Origin of the sequence: Simplicispira metamorpha (assembly GCF_004341365.1) — a bacterium.
Taxonomy (GTDB): domain Bacteria; phylum Pseudomonadota; class Gammaproteobacteria; order Burkholderiales; family Burkholderiaceae_C; genus Simplicispira; species Simplicispira metamorpha.
Genome location: NZ_SLXH01000001.1, coordinates 245,307 through 263,998, shown reverse-complemented (window position 1 = coordinate 263,998; position 18,692 = coordinate 245,307). Strand labels below are relative to the sequence as shown.

The window sequence follows — 18,692 nt, the reverse complement described above, 5'->3', positions numbered from 1 at the left end:
GAGCGCCAGGATATTGGTCTGGAAGGCAATGCCGTCGATCACGCCAATGATGTCGGCGATCTTGCGCGACGAGGCGTTGATGGCCTCCATGGTGTCCACCACCTGCGCCACCACGGCGCCGCCCTTGGCGGCCACCTGCGCGGCAGATTCGGCCAGCTCGTTGGCGTGCTTGCCGCTGTCAAAGTTGTGCTTCACGGTGCCAGCCAGCTCCTGCATGGAGGCTGCCGTTTGCTCCAGCGCGCTGGCCTGCTCCTCGGTGCGCGAGGACAAGTCCTGGTTGCCCGCCGCAATCTGGCTGGTGGCGGTGGCAATGGTGTCGGTGCCACTGCGCACTTGGGAGACGATGTTTTGCAGGTTGTGGTTCATGTCGCGCAGGGCTTGCAGCAGCTCGCTGGTTTCATCGCGGCCTGCTACCGCGATGTGGCTGCCCAGATCGCCCGCCGCCACCGTCTGGGCCACCTGCACCGCCCGGCGCAGCGGCACCGTGATGGAGCGCGTAATCCAGTACGCCAGCACCGAGCCCAGCGCCAGGCCCGACAGCCCCAGCGCCAGCATCACCCAGCTGGAGTTGCGGATGTCGCCCAGCACCTCGGTGCTGCTGTTGGCAACGATGCGCTTTTGCAGTGCCGTCAGGCCGTTGATGGGCTCTTGCAAGGCGTCCAGCGCGGGCAGGGTTTCAGACTTGATGAGTGCAATGGCATCGTCTCTGGCGCCGCCATCGACCAGCCCGATCACGCGGGTGAACGACTGCACATACTGGCCGCGTTTGTCCTTGAGCTGCGCCAGCAGGGCTTTGCCCTCGGGCAGGTGCACCAGCTTGTCCAGCGTGGCGACGGCCTCGTCGATAGTTTTTTTGTTGGTGGCAATGGCCGCCTTGATGGCTTGCAGGTGCTGTGCGTCGGTGGCCAGCACCAGCTCCATGGTGCGCCGGGCGTTGGCCCGGGTGGTGGCGTCGATCATGTTGGCGGCCTCGGCCTTGACCCAGTCTTCCTCAATGATGCGGCTGTTGACCGTGCCCACCGTGCCAAAGCGCACCAGCCCGATCACGACCACGCCCAGCATCATCACGATCAGCAGGCCAAAAGCCAGCCCCAGCCGGGTACCAATTTTCCAGTCGCTCATCTGCATTTGTCATCCTTGTTCTACAAAACCATCCAGCGCCGGTGCGGTTGCACCGGGCACATTCTGATACGTTTTCCGGATGTGTTCGCAGCACTGGCCTGGGGCTGCGTCAGATGAAGGCAAAAAAACGACTGTAACGCCCAGCCAGTAGGCGCAAGCAGCTATCAATCAAGGAGCAATCAGCGGTTTGCCCATGCGCGCGTTGGCCAGCACCACGCCGCGCACGGTCACTTGCTGGCGCGCCTCTAGCACAAAGCCGCTGCGGCGAAAAAATGGCTCGGCGCTGAGGCTGACCTGCGCCCACAGCCGGGGCATGCGGGCCTGCGCCGCCGTGTGGTGGATCTGCGCCATCAGTGTCCGCGCCACGCCGCGCCCGGCCCAATCGCCCGCCACAAAAAATTGGTCGATGTAGCCCGAGGGCTGCACATCGGCAAAACCGGCGATGGCGCCATCCACCTCGGCCACAAAAGGCTGGTTGGCGCGCAGGCGCTCGGCCCACTGCACGGCGTCGTATTCGCTGGGCGCCCAAGCGTGCAAATGCGCCGCGCTGTAGTCCAGGCGGGCGAGTTGGTGGACAGAGGAATAAAAGACCGCGCGCAGAGCCGACGCATCGCCGGGGCGGAAGGGGCGGATGTGCATGGCAGGATTATGGGTAAAAAACGACTCCAGGCCCATGCTGGTGTGCGCTGGCAGCTATCAAAAGATGACTGCACGGCAGCGCTCAGCCGGGCTTATTCCGCCTGCGCCAGCCGGGCGCTTTTCCAGTACACGTCGTCGCCGCCGTCCATGCGGTTGAGCACGCGCGCCAGCACAAACATCAGGTCAGACAGGCGGTTGAGGTAGTGGCGCGGCGCCTCGCGCACCGCCTCCTGCGCGCCCAGGGCCACCACGGCGCGCTCGGCGCGGCGTGCCACGGTGCGGCACACATGGGCCTGCGCAGCAGCGCGCGTGCCAGCGGGCAGGATGAACTCTTGCAGGCGTGGCAGCGCGGCGTTGTGCGTGGCCAGCGCCTGGTCCAGCTGCAACACGGCCTCTTCCTTGAGCAGCTCAAAGCCGGGGATGGACAGCTCTCCGCCCAGGTTGAACAGCTGGTGTTGCACGTCGATCAGCAGCTCGCGCACGTCGCCCGGCAGCGTCTCGCACAGCAGCAGGCCCAGGTGCGAGTTCAGCTCGTCCACGTCGCCCATGGCCTGTACGCGCAGGTGGTGCTTGTGGACGCGCGTGTTGTCGCCCAGGCCGGTGGTGCCGTCGTCGCCGGTGCGGGTGGCAATTTGTGTCAATCGGTTGGCCATTGGTGTGCTCCTGGGGGATGAATACCGAATTGTGCGTTACACCGCGCGCGCAAATGTTGGCTGACGCAACAGCAGGCAAAACTGCTGGCCCTGCGCCCGTGGCTGGGGTGCAATGCAAATCTGTTCAACATTGATGGAGCAACCGATCCATGCACAAGACCATGCAACGACGCACCCACCCTTTCAACCCGCGCAGCGTGATGCTGTTTACTGCTTTGGCCATGGGTGGTGCGGCCGTTTTGCAAGCCCATGCAGCCCCGGGGGCAGATACCAAAACCGTGATCGGCCCGGCCCCCGCCACGCAGGCGGCCCCTTCCAAGTTCAGCGCCGGGCCCGGTGGCCCCGCCCCCTCGGCCAGCCGCACCGCCTTTGAGCGCGCCGATGCCAACCACGATGGTCAGCTCAGCACCCAGGAGGCAGCCACCTTGCCCGCCATCGGCAACCGCTTCGGGCCGCTGGACACCAACAAGAACGGTTTCCTGTCGTATGAAGAATTTGAACGGGGGGTGAAGTCCTGAGCACCTGACCCCCGCGCGGCGCCAAGGCCGCGTCCCTTTCCGGTAAAAAGTTGATAAGCGCAACGCCCTGGCGGGTTCTCGTCGGCCAGGGCGTCTTTGCGTGGGGCCGGTGGTATTCTTTTTGCCCTCTGCGGAAAGATTGTGATGAATACACCCACCCACCCGACCCCCTCGCCTTTGGTGCCACGCACCGTGCCCGCTGCCTTGCTGGAGGCGCTGGCTGCGCGCTTTGGCGCCCAGTGCTCCACGGCGAGCGCCGTGTGCGAGCAGCATGGCCGCGACGAAGGCTCGCTGGTCGCCCCGCCGCCCTCTGCCGTGGTGTTTGCGCACAGCACGCAAGACGTGCAAGACGCCGTGCGCCTGGCCGCGCAGTACGCCGTGCCGGTGATCCCCTACGGCGCGGGCTCGTCCCTCGAAGGCCACCTGCTGGCCGTGCAGGGCGGCATCAGCCTGGACGTGTCGCGCATGAACCAGGTGCTGAGCGTGAACGCCGACGACCTCACGGTGACGGTGCAGCCCGGCATCACGCGCAAGGCGCTGAACGACGCCATCAAGGACACCGGCCTGTTCTTCCCGATTGACCCCGGCGCCGACGCCAGCATTGGCGGCATGACCGCCACGCGCGCCAGCGGCACCAACGCTGTGCGCTACGGCACCATGCGCGAGAACGTGCTGGCGCTGGAAGTGGTCACGGCCAGCGGCGAGGTCATTCGCACCGGCACGCGCGCCAAAAAGAGCAGCGCAGGCTACGACCTCACGCGCCTGCTGGTGGGCAGCGAGGGCACGCTGGGCGTGATGACCGAAATCACCGTCAAGCTGTACCCGCTGCCCGAGGCGGTGAGCGCGGCCATCTGCTCGTTCCCCAGCATCGAGGCGGCGGTGCGCACCACCATCCAGACCATCCAGCTGGGCGTGCCGATTGCGCGCGTGGAACTGATCGACGCCAACAGCGTGCGCATGGTCAACGCGCACAGCAAGCTCAACCTGCGCGAAGAACCCATGCTGCTGATGGAGTTCCACGGCTCCAGCGCCAGTGTGCAGGAGCAGGCGCAAACCGTGCAGGAGATTGCCAGCGAGTTCGGCGGCAACGCTTTTGAATGGGCCAGCACCCCCGAGGAGCGCACCCGCCTGTGGACGGCGCGGCACAACACCTACTTTGCCGCCGTGCAAAGCCGCCCTGGCTGCCGCGCCATCAGCACCGACACCTGCGTGCCCATCAGCCGCCTGGCCGATTGCCTGCTCGACTCGGTGGCCGAGGCCGATGCCAGTGGCATCCCGTACTTTCTGGTCGGCCACGTGGGCGACGGCAACTTCCACTTCGGCTACCTGATCGACCCCGACAGCGCCGCAGAGCGCGCCAGCGCCGAGCAGCTCAACCACCAGCTGGTGGCGCGCGCGCTGGCACTGGGGGGCACCTGCACGGGCGAGCACGGTGTGGGCATCCACAAAATGGGCTTCCTGCTGGACGAGGCGGGCGTGGGCGCGGTGGACATGATGCGCGCCATCAAGCGCGCCCTGGATCCGCAGAACATCCTGAACCCCGGCAAGATTTTTGCTTTGTAAGGCCAGGGCCTCGCCCTCACCACTGGCGCCACCTTGGTCAAACCCGACGTCAAAACACACTGGCTGGCCCACAGCTCTGGTAAGCGCGTCGCTGCCGTCCGCATCCGACTGTTGGCACCTCCCCCTCCATGCGCCCACCGCCTGTGCCCGCGTGGGCTTGGTGTGCCTGCCCGACGGTTGCCCGCCCACGATGGAGTTGGAGCTGATCGTGCCTGAACTGTTTTTTGGCGCCGATCTGCAAGCGCCGGGGCAGTCTGCCCAAGTGCTCAAGTGGTTGGCGCTGGCATATACCAGCCGAACTGGTACTTTGATCCGTTCAACAAAGCGCCCCCTATCTGTCTATGACTGACGATCAACTTGAAGCATTCTTTGCCGATCCTGCTGTTCACCACCTGCGGGCAGTGGCAAGGGAGACGGATGCACTGGCCATTGCGTATCCCAAGGAACTCCAGATCTCCAACTTTTTGGCGTGGCTGCTCAGCCCTGGAGAAGGCCACGGTCTGGGTGACCTGCCATTGCGCGCTTTATTGCGGGCCGCTTGGCACAGTGCCGAGCTAAGTGCCCGAAACGGCATGCTTGCCGTCTCGCCAAGTCGCCTGGGTCTGATGTCGTTGGGTGCAGCCCTGTGTATTCGAGAGTTCGGCGTAGAAACCGGGCGCTGCGATCTGGCTATCGTGGATCCGGTCAGCAAGCTCATCGTTATTCTGGAGAACAAGTACGGTGCGAACCAAGGCACCAATCAATTGAGCGGGTACCGCGATGCAGTGACAAAGCGGATGCGTGACAGCGTTGAGTGGACTCAGTTGTATGTTTTCATGGATTCGGACACCACATCAACGCCAGACGGCGAGGGGTGGATCAAGCTGGATTATCAATGGGTGGTTGACCTCATAGACGAACAACTGGCGTTCAGGCACGTCAGCAGCGAAAGTCTCCAGGTGCTGAGCACCTATCGTCCGTACTTGGAGGATGTTTCTGAGCGGCCGTTTGTAGCGCTGGAGGATGCCGATGAAAAGGTGCTGCACATCGCTGAGCACCATGGCGCAGTACTTCAGGAGATGGAGCGTTACCGCCGATGGACATGGCAGGAAACTGTCAACGAGATGACCTCTTCTGCGCCGTTGCCTCTGCTGGTCGAGTACCAGCAACGGTACCGGCTGTGGGATTTTGTCATTGATGCCAGTGCATGGATTGCGTTCACCATACCGATTTCTGCACAGATTCTAGATATTGATTTCGATGCGAAAGTCAAATCTCTGTATATCTGTCGAAAAGCATGGCTGGCGCATTGGCAACTGACTGAAGAAAAGAACCATTGGCCAGGATGGGTCAAGGTGTATCGTTTGCACACCGATAACAACCTGTTCGGCGTGGAGTGTGTGATCTATATGAGCATGCTGGCTGAGCATGCCAAGCCCGAGGTATTTGAGCGTGCGAAAGCCGTTCGGAATCGGCAAAAGTTGCGTGCGGTAGCGGGCAACGTGGATCGCATCGTGCTGAGAGCCAAGCGTGGGCTTAGCCGGAGCGCAGCGCTTGCAGAAATGCTGGAGATGCGCCAATTGGTAGACGAAGTTTTTGGCACTTCTGCCCAGTAGTTTGGTCAGCCAGGCGCCCGCGTGTCTTTGAATTACCCACAATACGCAGGAGTTTTACCGGGTGCCAGGGCTGGCGGTCGCCGAAAACCGCTGTATCAGCGTGATGGCGTTGCCCCCTTGCCTTCGCCAAAAACAATGCTAAGGAGATTGACCATGCTGCAAACCTACGAAGCTGTGTTACAGCCCAACGGGAAATTGCTGTTTTTTGACTTGCCCGGCAACGTGGTGAACATGCCACGCCGGGTGCTGGTCACGTTCACTGACGAAGCGCCGCTGGGCGAGACCGCCCTGTGCGGCGCCAGCCTGAGTGAGCGAGCACTGGCCCAAGACTGGCTGTGCGAAGAAGAGGAGGCCGCATGGGCGCATTTGCAACCCGGCAAGTGATTTTGTTGCCTTTTCCCTTCTCTGACCTGTCGGCCAGCAAGCTGCGGCCCGCCTTGTTGTTGGCGGGTGTGGACAAGGGGGACTGGGTACTGTGCCAAATTACCAGCAAACCTTATGCCGATGCACGGGCCATTGCCCTGACAGACGCCGACTTTGCGCAGGGCAGCTTGCAATTGAGCAGCTATGCCCGGGCTGGCAAGTTGTTCACAGCGCACGAATCGTTGTTTCAGCGGGTGGCTGGTACGCTCAAGGCGGCAGCGCATCAGCGTGTGGTGGACCAAGTGGTGGCTTTGTTACGCGAGTGAACGGCAAGTGCAGAAGAGGGGCGGCGCACGCGCCAGCGCTCAGGCGTTGCAATGCGCGCGCACTTCCTCCAGGCTGGTCAGTCCGGCCAGCACTTTGTCGATGCCATCCTGGCGCAGGGTGCGGAAGTGGCTGTGCTCCATGGCCGCCTGCTGCACTTCTTCGGGGCGGGCGCGGGTCTGGATGAGGTGGCGCACCTGCGGGCCTACCAGCAGCAGCTCGTGCAGCCCCAGGCGGCCTTTGAGGCCGGTGCCGTTGCAGTGCGGGCAGCCCGCAGCGTGGTAGCGCATAAGCTGGCCGTCTTGGCCGAAGCGGCGCACCCAGTCGGCGCGCAGCGGCTCGGGGTCGGGGCGCTGGTCGGGGGCAAAGGGGCGCAGGTATTCGTGCAGCAGTGCCTGCACAAAGTCTTCATCGGCCACCTCGGCGCGCTTGCACTGGCTGCACCACTGGCGCGCCAGGCGCTGCGCCAGCACGGCCAGCAGCGAGTCGGCAAAGTTGAACGGGTCCATGCCCATGTCCAGCAGGCGCACCACGGTTTCGGTGGCGTTGTTGGTGTGCAGGGTGCTGAGCACCAGATGGCCGGTGAGTGAGGCCTCGATGGCGACCTGGGCGGTTTCCTGGTCGCGGATTTCGCCCACCATGATGATGTCCGGGTCGGCGCGCAAAAACGAGCGCAGCGCCTTGGCAAAAGTCCAGTCGATGCGCGGGTTGACCTGCACCTGGCGCAGGTCGGGGTTGGTGATTTCGATGGGGTCTTCGGCCGTCCAGATTTTGCGCGTGGGCGTGTTCAGGTGTTGCAGCAGCGAGTGCAAGGTGGTGGTTTTGCCCGAGCCGGTGGGGCCTACGCACAGCACCAGGCCGTAGGGGCGCTGCACGGCATCGGTCAGCTGCTGGAGGTTGGGCGCCGACAGGTTCAGTGCTTGCAGCGTGACGGGCCGCGCCGACGACAGCAGGCGCAGCACCACGTCTTCGGCGCCTTGCTGCGTGGGGATGGTGGCCACGCGCAGCTCCAGCGCGTGGCCGGTCACGAACTTGGAGAAGTTGATTTTTCCGTCCTGGGGCTTGCGCCGCTCGGAGATGTCGAGCGCGCACATGATCTTGATGCGCGCCACCAGCGCGGCGCGGTAGGTGTGCGGCAGCTCCATGTAGGGCGAGAGCACGCCGTCCTTGCGGAACCGGATGCGCAGCTTGCGCCGGGTGGGGTAGGTTTCGATGTGGATGTCGGAGACGCCTTGCTGCTGCGCGTCGATGATCATGGTGTTGATCAGCCGCACCAGCGAGTTGTCGGTCTGCTCGATTTGCGGCTCCTGGTCGTCATCGCTGACGCTGCCCAGCTCCAGGGATTCGCGCAGCTCGCTGGCCGATGCCGTGGGGGCCTCGGCCCCGGCGGCCCGTGGGCCAGGGCCAGTGCCTGCGGTGTCCAGCCCCAGGCGGGTGTAGCTGGCGGGCAGGGTCTGCGCCAGCGGGCTGGCGCCTGCCAGCGCGGCCAGCACCCGCGACTGGGTGATGAACTCCAGCGTGTCGATGGTGCTGCGCCGCGAGGGGTCTTCAGCGGCCACCACCAGCAGGCCGCCCCGGTACAGCAGTGGCAGCACGTGCAGCCGCTGGGCCATGGCAAACGGCACTTTTTGCAGGGCCTCGGGGTCGATGGGGAAGTGGGCCACGTCCACCACCGGAAACCCCATCTTGCGCGCCAGCGCCATTTGCAGGTCTTCGCGCGAAATCTGGCCGCTTTGCACCAGCATTTCTCCCAGCGGCGTGCCGCGCTGGCCTTGTTGTTTGTGCAGCACTTCGTCCAGCTCTTGCGGTGTGACCAGGCCCAGTGCGGTCAGGGCCTCGCCAATGCGCACCACGGGCATGCGGGCTTGCTGCTCCAGGGCTTGCAGCAGCGTCTCGGGTTCGGTGATGGCCTTGGCGGCCAGCGCGGGGGGCAGCGCGGGCGCCGCAGGTTCGGCCATGTACAGCGTCTGGTAAGACTCGCGGGGGTAGAACACCCGCTCCACGCTGTCGTCCGTGCCCAGGGGGTGGAACAGGAACAGGCCCAGGTCGTTTTCCACATGGCCCAGGGTCTGGCCGCGCAGGGTCTGGCCGTTGTCCAGGGTCAGCACGTAGTCGGTGCGCGGGCGCGGTGCGGCGCTGCTGGCCACGGGCGCCAGCGGGGTGGTCAGCCGCAGTCGGCGCAGCATGGCAAAGCGCAGTGCCATGTTGGCCTCGGCAGGGGGCTGTTGCACCACAGCCAGGCGCCGGCCACTGTGCAGTGACACCAGCCGCAGCTGGCGCGTTTGCCCGTTGGTGGCTTCCATGTCGCAGGGTGGTGCGGCGCTGGTGGACGCCTCGCTGTAGCCCGGCACCGGAGGCAAGGGCCAAGCCAGGCTGGAGGGTTCGTGGGGAGCGGGGGAGGTCAAGGCGTCGATCATCGTGTGCTGTGGCCCGTGGTAGAGCGTCTGGTCGGCCAAAGATTAGGCACTTTTGATGGGCGCGGTGCCAGCGTTATTTCGCCAGCGTGCGCCGGTACTGCATGGCTTCGGCCACGTGGGCCATCTGGGTGTGCGGCGCACCGGCCAGGTCGGCAATGGTGCGCGCCACTTTGAGCGTGCGGTGCGTGGCCCGGGCCGACCAGCCCAGGCGCGCCGAGGCGGTTTGCAAGAACTGCGCGGCGGCGGGCTCCAGCAGCACATGCTGGTCTATGGCCTGGCCTTGCAGTGCCTGGTTGGTGCAGCCCTGGCGGGTGATGGCGGCGCCGCGTGCCTGCACCACCCGCTGGCGGACGGTGGCGCTGGCCTCGCCAGGCGGCGCGCCCAGCAGCTCGTGCGCTGGCAGGGTGGGCACTTCGGTGTGCAGGTCGATGCGGTCAAGCAGCGGGCCGCTGAGTTTGGCCTGGTAGCGCGCAACCTGGTCGGGCGTGCAGCGGCAGGCGCGCTGGGCGGCGCCCAGGTAGCCGCAGGGGCAGGGGTTCATGGCCGCAATCATCTGAAAGCGTGCCGGAAAATCTGCCCGCCGTGCTGCCCGGGCGATGGTGATGTGGCCCGTCTCCAGTGGCTCGCGCAGCGCTTCCAGGGCGGCGCGCGGAAATTCGGGCAGCTCGTCCAAGAACAAAACGCCATGGTGCGCCAGCGAAATCTCGCCGGGCCGCGGCGGCGAGCCACCGCCCACCAGCGCCACGGCGCTGGCCGTGTGGTGCGGGCTGCACGTGGGGCGTTGTGCCCAGCGCTCCAGCACAAAGCGCCCGGCCAGGCTGGCGATGGCGGCGCTCTCCAGGGCCTCGTCCACTTCCATCTCGGGCAGCACGCCCGCAAAGCGCTGCGCCAGCATGGATTTGCCCGAGCCCGGTGGCCCCATCAGCAACAGGCTGTGGCCCCCGGCAGCGGCAATCTCTAGGGCGCGCTTGGCACCGGCCTGGCCTTTGACGTCGGCCAGGTCGGCATAGGTGGTGCTGGCGGGCCGGGGCAGCGCGTCCATGCGCGCCCAGCCGGTGGTGTCATCGGTGGCGGCGCCTGCGTGGGCGCTGCCACCGGCTGCATCGGCACTGCCGGGGGGCAAAAACTGCTGCACCACGTCCAGCAGGTGGCGGGCGCGGTACACGCGCGCATCGGGCACCAGCGCGGCCTCTTCGGCGCTGCCCGGCGGCAGCACCAGCTGCGCGGCCACCTGCTGCGTGCGCAGGGCCAGGCTGGTGGCCAGGGCGCCGCGCACCGCGCGCAGCTGGCCCGACAGCGACAGCTCTCCGGCAAACTCGTAGCCCGCCAGCCGCGCGCCGTCGATCTGCCCGCTGGCGGCCAGAATGCCCAGCGCTATCGGCAGATCAAAGCGGCCCGAGTCCTTGGGCAGATCGGCAGGCGCCAGGTTCACGGTGATGCGCTTGTTGTGCGGAAACTCCAGCCCCGCGTTTTGCAGCGCCGAGCGCACCCGCTCGCGCGCTTCTTTCACCTCCACATCGGCCAGGCCCACCAGCGTGAAGCTGGGCAGGCCGTTGGCCAGATGCACCTCCACCGTGACGGGTGGCGCCTGTAGCCCCAGCAGGGCCCGGCTTTGCACCAAAGCAAGACTCATGTTTCAATCCGCGCCCCTTGAAAAGGCGAATTTGGAAGAGGTGGCCCCTCCACCACATGGATTCTCTCCACTTGAAAGAGGGGGGCTTGCAAACCGAAGTTTGTTCTGGACGGCCTGGGTTTTCCCCAGAGAAGTGCGTCACAGGCGCTGCCATGCTCCAGCGCAGGCGCAAAGCACCAATACAGTGCACAGCGGCGCCATCTTGCACCGCCAATGTAAGGCCAGCAGTGCTGGCACGCTCTGTGCTTTGAGCTTTGTGTCTTTCGCTTACAACCTTTCTGGAGGAACCATGACCCACCCATCCCTCAAAGCCCTCGGCATCGCCCTGGTCTGCGCCCTTCCCTTTGCCGCCAGTGCCCAGCTCACCGGCAACGTCAGCCTGACCAGCAACTACAAGTTCCGTGGCCAAGACCAGGACACGAGCAAGACGCGCGCCGTCAAGCCCGCGTTGCAAGGCGGTTTTGACTACGCCTTTGGCGAGTCCGGCTGGTACGTGGGCAACTGGAACTCCACCGTCAACTGGCTCGATGGCAACTCGCTGGAGGCCGACCTGTACGGCGGCTACAAATTCAAGGCAGGCGGCCTGGACTGGGACGTGGGCGCCGTCACCTACCTGTTCCCCGGCAACACCACCGGCAACACCACCGAGTTGTACGGCGCCGCCACCTGGGGCCCCGTCACGGCCAAGTATTCGCACGCGGTGTCCAAAGACTACTTTGGCTGGGCCGGTGCCAAGGCCGGTTCGGGTCTGAAGGGCCGCAATTCCGGCTACCTGGGCTTTGCCTATGCCCAGGAGATCGCACCCCAGTGGACGCTCAAAGCCTCGGTGGGCTTTACGCGCTTCTCCAGCGGCATCAAGAGCCTGGGCGTGCCCAACTACATGGACTACAGCGTGGGCGCGGCCTATGACTTTGGCAGTGGCCTGTCGCTGGGCGCTGCGGTGGCCGGGGCCAGCAAGAAAGCGTACTTTGGCGATGTCAACAAGACGCGCCTGCTCGTCACCCTGACCAAAACCCTGTAACCGACCCAACCCCAGGCGGGCGCCGCCGGTGCCCCGCCTTTTTCCCGGAGGAACTGATCATGAAAATGCTGACAGCCATCATCAAGCCCTTCAAGCTCGACGAGGTGCGTGAGGCACTCTCAGACATCGGCGTGCAAGGCATCACGGTGACCGAGGTCAAGGGCTTTGGGCGCCAGAAGGGCCACACCGAGCTGTACCGCGGCGCTGAATATGTGGTCGATTTTTTGCCCAAAGTGAAGATCGAAGCGGCCATTGCCGACGAGCTGGTCGATCGCGCCATCGAGGCCATTGAGGGTGCGGCGCGCACCGGCAAGATCGGCGACGGCAAGATTTTTGTCTCGGCCCTGGAGCAGGTGGTGCGCATCCGTACCGGCGAAACCGGGCAGGAAGCCCTGTAGGCCACAGCTCTCCCCTCTTTTTTCCACGAACGCGAGAATTGCCATGAAAAAACTACTTGCTTGCTTACTGCTGGGCGTGGGGTTGCTGGCCAGCGCCGTGCCCGCCCTGGCACAAACCGCCGCAGTGGCCGAATCCACCAGCGCCACCACCGTGGCGGCCCCTGCCCCTGCCGACGTGGCCCCGCCCGTGGTGGCTGCGGCTCCCGTTCCAGCGCCGGTGGCCACCGCCGCCGAGGCCGAGCCTGCTGCCGCGCCCGCTGCGCCCAAGCTGGACTCGGGCGACACCGCCTGGATGCTCACCTCCACCATGCTGGTGATTTTGATGATCATCCCGGGCCTGGCGCTGTTCTACGGCGGCCTGGCGCGCTCCAAGAACATGCTGTCGGTGCTGGTGCAGGTGTTTGTCATCTTCGCCATGATCACCGTGCTGTGGGCCGTGTACGGCTACAGCCTGGCGTTCTCGGGCGAGGGGCAGTTCTTTGGCGGCTTTGACCGGCTGTTCCTGAAAGGCATTGCGCCCGACACCCTGTCGAGCCTGCTGCCCACCATCCCCGAGTACGTGTTCGTGGCTTTCCAATCGACGTTTGCCGCCATCACCGTGGCGCTGATCGTGGGCTCGTTTGCCGAGCGCATCAAGTTCTCTGCCGTGCTGATCTTCTCGCTGCTGTGGTTCACCTTCAGCTACATCCCCATGGCGCACATGGTCTGGGGTGGCGGCCTGCTGGGCAAGGACGGCGCGCTGGATTTTGCCGGTGGCACCGTGGTCCACATCAACGCCGGTATCGCTGGTCTGGTGGGCGCCTACATGGTGGGCAAGCGCATCGGTTTTGGCAAAGAAGCACTGACCCCGCACAGCCTGACGCTGACCATGGTGGGCGCCTCGCTGCTGTGGGTGGGCTGGTTTGGCTTCAACGCCGGTTCCGCTGGCGCCGCTAACGGCGTGGCCGGTCTGGCCTTCATCAACACCATTTTGGCCACCGGCGCAGCCACCTTGTCGTGGTTGGCAGCGGAGTCGCTGCACAAGGGCAAGGCCTCCATGCTGGGCGCTGCCTCGGGTGCGGTGGCCGGTCTGGTGTGCATCACCCCGGCAGCCGGTTTTGTCGGGCCGATGGGCTCCATCGTGATGGGCCTGATCGTCGGGCCGCTGTGCGTGTGGGGCGTGGGTGGCCTGAAGAAAATGCTGGGTGCTGACGATGCGTTCGACGTGTTTGGCGTGCATGGTGTGGGCGGCATTGTGGGTGCCATCCTGACCGGCGTGTTTGCCTCGCAAAACCTGGGCGGCACCGGCGGCCTGACCCCTGACACCTTTGCCATGGGTGCCCAAGTGTGGATCCAGGTCAAGAGCGTGCTGATCACGGCGGTGTGGTCGGCGGTGGTGGCCTTCATTGCCTACAAGGTGGCCGATGTGATCGTGGGCCTGCGGGTATCGGAAGAAGCTGAACGCGAAGGTCTGGACATCACCTCGCACGGCGAGACGGCATATACCCGCTGAACTGGGTGTGGTGGCGGCGGTGTCTGGTGGCACCGCCCGCCCTTGCGAGAGACTCCTCTGGCCCCCCGGGGCCTTGGCCCGCCGATTGGCGGGTTTTTTTTATGGGAGCCTGGCGTGCGGTTGTTGGTCAAAATAGGCTCTGTAGCTTGCGGGATAAGCGCCAGCAGCTATCATAAAAATAGCAATTTGCCCACCACTTTGATCTGCCCAGGAGAACGCATGGCCACCTTGTTGACGCTGCAACCGCTGAACGAGGGCGTGGTGGCGGTTTTTCTGCCCGGCGGCGCGCCGGTGGGCCACCTCAAACGGATCAGCGGTACCTGGAAGTTCAAGGCCATGGGCTACGAAGGCGCCGCCCTGGTGCCCGGTGGCGGGCCATTGACGGCCCAGCACAACCGCTGCTTTGCCGTGCTGGACGCCGCCCAGATCAGCGCGGCGCTGTGCGCAGACGAACCCCCCGCATAAACCGCGCACACCGCGCGCGGGCCGACGCACCGGTTTGTTCACGCCCGCTGTGCAGAAAATTCACGCTGCCCGCATGGCGCGTGCACCGGGCATGGGCTTACCATGCCCGGCCATGGACACCGTTCTCTCCCAGATGATCGAGCGCGTGCGCGATGCCGCTGCGCACCGGGCGCCGCTGCGCATTCGCGGCGGCGCCAGCAAAGACTTCCACGGTGGTGCGCCGCTGCACGGCGAGGTGCTCGATACGCGCGCCTACACCGGCATCCTCAGCTACGAGCCCAGCGAGCTGGTGGTCACGGTGCGCGCCGGTACGCCGCTGCACGCGCTGGAGGCCGCGCTGGCCCAGCAGCACCAGTGCCTGCCCTTTGAGCCGCCGCACTTTGGCCCCGGCGCCACGGTGGGCGGCATGGTGGCGGCGGGGCTGTCGGGCCCGGCGCGCGCCAGCGTGGGGGCGGTGCGCGACTACGTGCTGGGCGTGGTGCTGGTCAATGGCCGCGCCGAGCGGCTCACCTTTGGCGGGCAGGTGATCAAGAACGTGGCCGGGTACGACGTATCGCGCCTCATGGTGGGCGCCTGGGGCACGCTGGGCTTGATCGCCGAGGTCAGCCTCAAGGTGCTGCCCGTGGCGCCCGCCGAGGCCACGCTGCGCTTTGGCTGCGACCAGGCGCAGGCGCTGCGCCACCTGCACACCTGGGGCGCTCAGCCGCTGCCGCTCAACGCCAGTTGCTGGGTGCCAGACGCCACAGGGGCCGGGGCCGCAGGCGCGGGCACGCTGTATGTGCGCCTGCGCGGCGCGGTGGCGGCGGTAGAAGCGGCCTGCCGCACCCTGGGCGGTGAGCGCCTGGACAACGCCGCTGCCGCTGCCCACTGGGCCGCCTGCCGCGAGCAGCAGCTGCCCTGGTTTGCCGCGCGCGCGCAGCAGCCGGGGCTGGACGTATGGCGCCTGTCGCTGCCCGCCACGGCGCCCGTGCTGGCGCTGCCTGCGGGCGTGGCGCCGCCGCTGATCGAATGGCACGGCGCCCTGCGCTGGGTGCAGGCCGGGCGCGAGCACGCGGCGGCGCTGCACGCTGCGGCCACGCAGGTGGGTGGAAGCGCTTCTCTTTTCATAGCTGGTGGCGCAGGCCCTGCAAGCGCTGGAGGCCATTTTGACCCCATTTCTGCGGCACAGCGGCGCATCCACGAACGGCTGGCGCACAGCTTTGATCCCGCTGGCATCTTCAACCCGGGCCGCATGGCCTGGCAGCGGTAAACGCACGCTGGGGGTTCAGCCATGCGCCGCTTTCGCCGCCTGACCGGCCAGCACCGCACGGTGGCCAGCAACCGCCGCCTGGGCTTGCTGCTGGCGTTCAATGCGGGCGCGGTGAATGCGGGGGGCTTTCTGGTGGTCAGGCTCTACACCTCGCACATGACGGGCTTTGTCTCGCTGCTGGCCGACAACCTGGTGCTGGGCAACATGGTGCTGGTGCTCAGTGCCCTGGGCGCGCTGCTGGCCTTTGTCAGCGGTGCGGCGGTGACGGCGATTTTGGTCAACTGGGCGTTGCAGCAGCGCCTGCACAGCAGCTACGCGCTGGTGTTGCTGATCGAGGCGCTGCTGATGCTGGTGTTTGGCCTGGTGGGCGCCGTCACACTGGACTGGCGTACGCCGTTTGCCGTGCCGGTCACGGTGCTGCTGCTGTCTTTCATCATGGGGCTGCAAAACGCCGTGGTCACCAAAATGTCGTCGGCGCAGATCCGCACCACGCACATGACCGGCGTCATCACCGACCTGGGCATCGAGCTGGGCAAGCTCTTGTACTGGAACCGCAGCAGCGCCCGCCCCGAGCAGCAGGTGCGCGCCAACCACCAGCGCCTGGGCCTGTTGGCCGGGCTGCTGGCCATGTTTCTGGTGGGCGGCGTGGCCGGGGCGGCGGGCTTCAAGTACGTGGGCTTTGTGTTTGTGGTGCCGCTGGCGCTGGTGCTGCTGGCGCTGGCACTGCCCCCGCTGTGGATAGACCGCGCCCGGCTGCTGGGCGCTTCGCGCCGCCTGCGCAGTGCGGCGGGCGCGCCCGTGTCTGCCGCACCGGCGCCTGCTGCGCCGCCTGCCCCGTCCGCTGCGGCGCGCGCTGCCCCGCCCGCGCCGCCCCCTTGACCATTTTTTTGAGCTTCGCCGCCACCGCCCATGCAAACCCAGCTCGCCCCCGAATTTGCCGCCACGCCCGAGGGCCTGGCCGCTGAAGCCATCCTGCGCAAATGCGTGCACTGCGGCTTTTGTACCGCCACCTGCCCCACCTACCAGCTGCTGGGCGATGAGCTGGACGGCCCGCGCGGGCGCATCTACCTCATCAAGCAGGTGTTGGAGGGGGCGCCGCCCACGCGCAGCACGCAACTGCACCTGGACCGCTGCCTGACCTGCCGCAACTGCGAAACCACCTGCCCCAGCGGCGTGCAATACGGCCATCTGGTGGACATGGGCCGCAAGATCGTCGATGCCAAAGTGCCGCGCCCGCTGGGCGAACGCGCCGTGCGCTGGGCGCTCAAAGAGGGCCTGACCTCGCCGCTGTTTGACTCGGCCATGCAGGCGGGCCAGGCCCTGCGCGGTGTGCTGCCCGCCAGCGTGCGCGCCAAGGTGCCTGTGCCCACGGCGGCGGGCCACTGGCCCCGGCGCCAGCACGCGCGCAAGGTGCTGCTGCTGGAGGGCTGCGTGCAGCCCAGCATGGCGCCGGGCATCAACGCCGCCACCGTGCGCGTGCTGGACGCCGTGGGCATACAGGCCGTGATCGCCCCCGAGGCGGGCTGCTGCGGCGCCGTCAAGTTCCACCTGAACGACCAGCAAGGCGCCCTGGCGCAGATGCGCGCCAACATCGACGCCTGGTGGCCCCGGGTGGGCAGCGATGCTGTCGAGTGCATCGTGCTCAACGCCTCGGGCTGCGGCGCCATGGTCAAAGAGTACGGCCACCACTTGCAGCACGATGCACAGTACGCCGCCAAAGCCGCACGCATCAGCGCCCTGGCGCGCGACCTTTCGGAGCTGCTGCCCGACATTGCCGCCTCATTGCAAGGCCAATTGCGCAACGTGCCGCAGGGGGTGGTGGCGCTGCAATCGCCCTGTACGCTGCAACACGGCCAGCGGCTGCGCGGCGGCATCGAGCAGCACCTGCGCGCGCTGGGTTTTGACGTGCGCGTGGCGCAGGAGGCGCACCTGTGCTGCGGCTCGGCGGGCACGTATTCGGTGTTGCAGCCGCAGCTGTCGCAGGCCCTACGCACGCGCAAGCTGGGCCACCTGCAAGCGCTGGGGCCGAGCGTGATCGCCAGCGCCAACATTGGCTGCATCACCCACCTGCAAAGCGGCACCGACACACCCGTGCGCCACTGGGTACAGGTGCTGGACGAGGCGCTGGCGGGGTAGGCAGGTAGCGCGCATGGGGCTGTGGCGGTGGGTGCTGCGCTGCGTTTCTGCCGTTGTTCTTTGTCCGCTAAGGGCAGATCTTGCCCGCTTCGGCTCCGGCGCCGCTGCCCGGACTGCGCACCCTTTGCGCCAAGGCTGGCATGATTGAGGGTTTTGTTGCCCTCTACCGCTACGCCCATGACCGACTCCGTGCCACACCCAGAACAGACCGCCGCGCCCGCTGCCCCTGATGCCGCGGCGCCCGCTGCGGCTGCAGCCGTCGCCACCATTGCGCCCGGCGAGGGCGCCCCCGCAGCGGCCCAGGCCGACTCCCGCCCCGCTGGCGCTTCGCGCCGGGGTGGCCGGGGCGGACGCGGTGGCCGGGGCCGCAAGCCCGCAAACTCCTCTTCCGCCGCCGCAGCAGCCACCGAGGGCGATGCGCCCGCTGCCGCCGATGGCGCCGCTACCGCGCGCCGCGCGCCGCGCCCCATTCCGCCCACCCTCGAAAAGCTTGCCGAGCTGTACCCGCAGCTGTTTGGTGCGGTGTTTTTGCCGCTCAAGCGTGGGATTTTTCAAGACCTGCAGGCCGCCCATCCCGACCTGTTTGAGCGCGAGGCGCTGAAGCTGGCGCTGGGCATCCACACCCGCTCCACGCGCTACCTGCAATGCGTGGCGGCGGGCCAGCAGCGCCACGACCTGCAAGGCCAGCCCGTCGAAGCGATGGCGCCCGAGCACATCCACCAGGCGCTGGTGGAGGTGTACCGCCGCCGCCAGGGCCGCAGCAGCGAAGACCTGTTGCCCAAGCTGCGCGCGCGCATCGTGGCCAACATCGAGGCCAGCGGCCTCACGCGCGAGGACTACGCCGAGCGCGTGCGCAACCGCGACGAAGCGGCCAACGCCCTGCTCGATGAAGCCCTGGCCGAACTGGCCGCCAAAACCGCCCGCGAAGAAGCCCTGCTGCGCACCTTCGAGGCCAGCGGCAAAACGGTGGAAGAGTTTGCCGACATGTACGGCATGGACGCGCGCACCGTGACCCGCACCCTGCACAGCGCCCGCACCCGTGCGGCGGCGCCGGTGGTCGAGCCTGCCGCCCCCGAGGCGGCCCCCGACGCCGCATAAACCGGC

18 protein-coding genes are annotated in these 18,692 nt (G+C 66.5%); 13 read left to right on the top strand and 5 right to left on the bottom strand.

Annotated elements, in window-relative coordinates; genetic code table 11:
- The 3 genes from EV674_RS17880 to EV674_RS01245 all read right to left on the bottom strand — a co-directional run.
- Positions 1-1,122: MCP four helix bundle domain-containing protein (locus EV674_RS17880; protein ID WP_165887057.1), on the bottom strand; the 1,122-nt coding region annotated here is incomplete at its 3' end.
- Positions 1,123-1,290: 168 nt separating this feature from the next.
- The gene (locus EV674_RS01250; RefSeq protein ID WP_119013610.1) at positions 1,291-1,761 is read right to left on the bottom strand and encodes a GNAT family N-acetyltransferase; all 471 of its coding nucleotides are present in this window, start codon (positions 1,759-1,761) and stop codon (positions 1,291-1,293) included.
- A 92-nt stretch (positions 1,762-1,853) separates the two neighbouring features.
- Complete coding sequence (locus tag EV674_RS01245) at positions 1,854-2,414, bottom strand: cob(I)yrinic acid a,c-diamide adenosyltransferase (protein WP_119013604.1); 561 nt, start codon at positions 2,412-2,414, stop codon at positions 1,854-1,856.
- A 161-nt stretch (positions 2,415-2,575) separates the two neighbouring features.
- On the opposite strand from EV674_RS01245, the gene EV674_RS01240 reads away from it, so the two are divergent.
- From EV674_RS01240 to EV674_RS01220, 5 genes are all read left to right on the top strand, one after another.
- The gene (locus EV674_RS01240) at positions 2,576-2,932 is read left to right on the top strand and encodes an EF-hand domain-containing protein (protein ID WP_241524956.1); all 357 of its coding nucleotides are present in this window, start codon (positions 2,576-2,578) and stop codon (positions 2,930-2,932) included.
- Positions 2,933-3,076: 144 nt separating this feature from the next.
- Positions 3,077-4,495: an FAD-binding oxidoreductase gene (locus EV674_RS01235; protein WP_119013602.1), complete on the top strand. Its 1,419-nt coding sequence runs from the start codon at positions 3,077-3,079 to the stop codon at positions 4,493-4,495.
- Positions 4,496-4,836: 341 nt separating this feature from the next.
- Positions 4,837-6,090, top strand: coding sequence for a PDDEXK-like family protein (locus EV674_RS01230; RefSeq protein ID WP_119013601.1), 1,254 nt, complete (start codon positions 4,837-4,839; stop codon positions 6,088-6,090).
- A gap of 153 nt (positions 6,091-6,243) precedes the next feature.
- Positions 6,244-6,474, top strand: coding sequence for a hypothetical protein (locus tag EV674_RS01225; protein WP_119013600.1), 231 nt, complete (start codon positions 6,244-6,246; stop codon positions 6,472-6,474).
- Positions 6,447-6,779 carry a MazF family transcriptional regulator gene (locus EV674_RS01220; protein ID WP_119013599.1) on the top strand — a complete coding sequence of 111 codons (333 nt, stop codon included), beginning with the start codon at positions 6,447-6,449 and terminating at the stop codon, positions 6,777-6,779. Before EV674_RS01225 ends, EV674_RS01220 begins: the two co-directional genes overlap by 28 nt.
- Positions 6,780-6,818: 39 nt before the next feature.
- Here EV674_RS01220 and EV674_RS01215 read toward each other — a convergent pair whose 3' ends face one another.
- Positions 6,819-9,182, bottom strand: a complete 2,364-nt coding sequence (locus EV674_RS01215; protein ID WP_306418975.1) for a GspE/PulE family protein — start codon at positions 9,180-9,182, stop codon at positions 6,819-6,821.
- 85 nt (positions 9,183-9,267) lie between these two features.
- Positions 9,268-10,827: a YifB family Mg chelatase-like AAA ATPase gene (locus tag EV674_RS01210; protein ID WP_119013597.1), complete on the bottom strand. Its 1,560-nt coding sequence runs from the start codon at positions 10,825-10,827 to the stop codon at positions 9,268-9,270.
- Positions 10,828-11,116: 289 nt separating this feature from the next.
- Here EV674_RS01210 and EV674_RS01205 point away from each other — a divergent pair, with 289 nt between their 5' ends.
- The 8 genes from EV674_RS01205 (at position 11,117) to EV674_RS01170 (ending at position 18,686) form a co-directional block, all read left to right on the top strand.
- The gene (locus tag EV674_RS01205) at positions 11,117-11,848 is read left to right on the top strand and encodes a TorF family putative porin (protein ID WP_119013596.1); all 732 of its coding nucleotides are present in this window, start codon (positions 11,117-11,119) and stop codon (positions 11,846-11,848) included.
- Positions 11,849-11,907: 59 nt separating this feature from the next.
- Positions 11,908-12,246, top strand: a complete 339-nt coding sequence (gene glnK, locus EV674_RS01200; protein ID WP_119013595.1) for a P-II family nitrogen regulator — start codon at positions 11,908-11,910, stop codon at positions 12,244-12,246.
- Between the two features lie 43 nt (positions 12,247-12,289).
- Positions 12,290-13,738, top strand: a complete 1,449-nt coding sequence (gene amt / locus EV674_RS01195; RefSeq protein ID WP_119013594.1) for an ammonium transporter — start codon at positions 12,290-12,292, stop codon at positions 13,736-13,738.
- A gap of 219 nt (positions 13,739-13,957) precedes the next feature.
- A complete protein-coding gene (locus EV674_RS01190) occupies positions 13,958-14,203 on the top strand; it encodes a hypothetical protein (protein ID WP_119013593.1) in 246 nt (81 codons plus the stop codon).
- A gap of 112 nt (positions 14,204-14,315) precedes the next feature.
- On the top strand, positions 14,316-15,452 hold the full coding sequence (glcE, locus tag EV674_RS01185; protein ID WP_119013609.1) for a glycolate oxidase subunit GlcE: 1,137 nt from the start codon (positions 14,316-14,318) through the stop codon (positions 15,450-15,452).
- 21 nt (positions 15,453-15,473) lie between these two features.
- Positions 15,474-16,331, top strand: a complete 858-nt coding sequence (locus EV674_RS01180; protein WP_119013592.1) for a YoaK family protein — start codon at positions 15,474-15,476, stop codon at positions 16,329-16,331.
- Positions 16,332-16,361: 30 nt separating this feature from the next.
- On the top strand, positions 16,362-17,588 hold the full coding sequence (gene glcF / locus EV674_RS01175) for a glycolate oxidase subunit GlcF (RefSeq protein ID WP_119013591.1): 1,227 nt from the start codon (positions 16,362-16,364) through the stop codon (positions 17,586-17,588).
- A gap of 177 nt (positions 17,589-17,765) precedes the next feature.
- Positions 17,766-18,686, top strand: coding sequence for a ProQ/FINO family protein (locus EV674_RS01170; RefSeq protein ID WP_119013590.1), 921 nt, complete (start codon positions 17,766-17,768; stop codon positions 18,684-18,686).
- The last annotated feature ends 6 nt before the right edge of the window (positions 18,687-18,692 follow it).

Excerpts from the sequence above, each read along its gene's own strand:
- EV674_RS01240 (WP_241524956.1), top strand. The coding sequence starts at position 2,576 with ATGCAACGACGCACCCACCCTTTCAACCCGCGCAGCGTGATGCTGTTT.
- EV674_RS01245 (WP_119013604.1), bottom strand. The coding sequence starts at position 2,414 with ATGGCCAACCGATTGACACAAATTGCCACCCGCACCGGCGACGACGGC.
- glcF (WP_119013591.1), top strand. The coding sequence starts at position 16,362 with ATGCAAACCCAGCTCGCCCCCGAATTTGCCGCCACGCCCGAGGGCCTG.
- glnK (WP_119013595.1), top strand. The coding sequence starts at position 11,908 with ATGAAAATGCTGACAGCCATCATCAAGCCCTTCAAGCTCGACGAGGTG.
- amt (WP_119013594.1), top strand. The coding sequence starts at position 12,290 with ATGAAAAAACTACTTGCTTGCTTACTGCTGGGCGTGGGGTTGCTGGCC.
- EV674_RS01235 (WP_119013602.1), top strand. The coding sequence starts at position 3,077 with ATGAATACACCCACCCACCCGACCCCCTCGCCTTTGGTGCCACGCACC.
- EV674_RS01205 (WP_119013596.1), top strand. The coding sequence starts at position 11,117 with ATGACCCACCCATCCCTCAAAGCCCTCGGCATCGCCCTGGTCTGCGCC.
- EV674_RS01250 (WP_119013610.1), bottom strand. The coding sequence starts at position 1,761 with ATGCACATCCGCCCCTTCCGCCCCGGCGATGCGTCGGCTCTGCGCGCG.
- EV674_RS01210 (WP_119013597.1), bottom strand. The coding sequence starts at position 10,827 with ATGAGTCTTGCTTTGGTGCAAAGCCGGGCCCTGCTGGGGCTACAGGCG.
- EV674_RS01190 (WP_119013593.1), top strand. The coding sequence starts at position 13,958 with ATGGCCACCTTGTTGACGCTGCAACCGCTGAACGAGGGCGTGGTGGCG.
- glcE (WP_119013609.1), top strand. The coding sequence starts at position 14,316 with ATGGACACCGTTCTCTCCCAGATGATCGAGCGCGTGCGCGATGCCGCT.
- EV674_RS01170 (WP_119013590.1), top strand. The coding sequence starts at position 17,766 with ATGACCGACTCCGTGCCACACCCAGAACAGACCGCCGCGCCCGCTGCC.
- EV674_RS01220 (WP_119013599.1), top strand. The coding sequence starts at position 6,447 with ATGGGCGCATTTGCAACCCGGCAAGTGATTTTGTTGCCTTTTCCCTTC.
- EV674_RS01180 (WP_119013592.1), top strand. The coding sequence starts at position 15,474 with ATGCGCCGCTTTCGCCGCCTGACCGGCCAGCACCGCACGGTGGCCAGC.
- EV674_RS01225 (WP_119013600.1), top strand. The coding sequence starts at position 6,244 with ATGCTGCAAACCTACGAAGCTGTGTTACAGCCCAACGGGAAATTGCTG.
- EV674_RS01230 (WP_119013601.1), top strand. The coding sequence starts at position 4,837 with ATGACTGACGATCAACTTGAAGCATTCTTTGCCGATCCTGCTGTTCAC.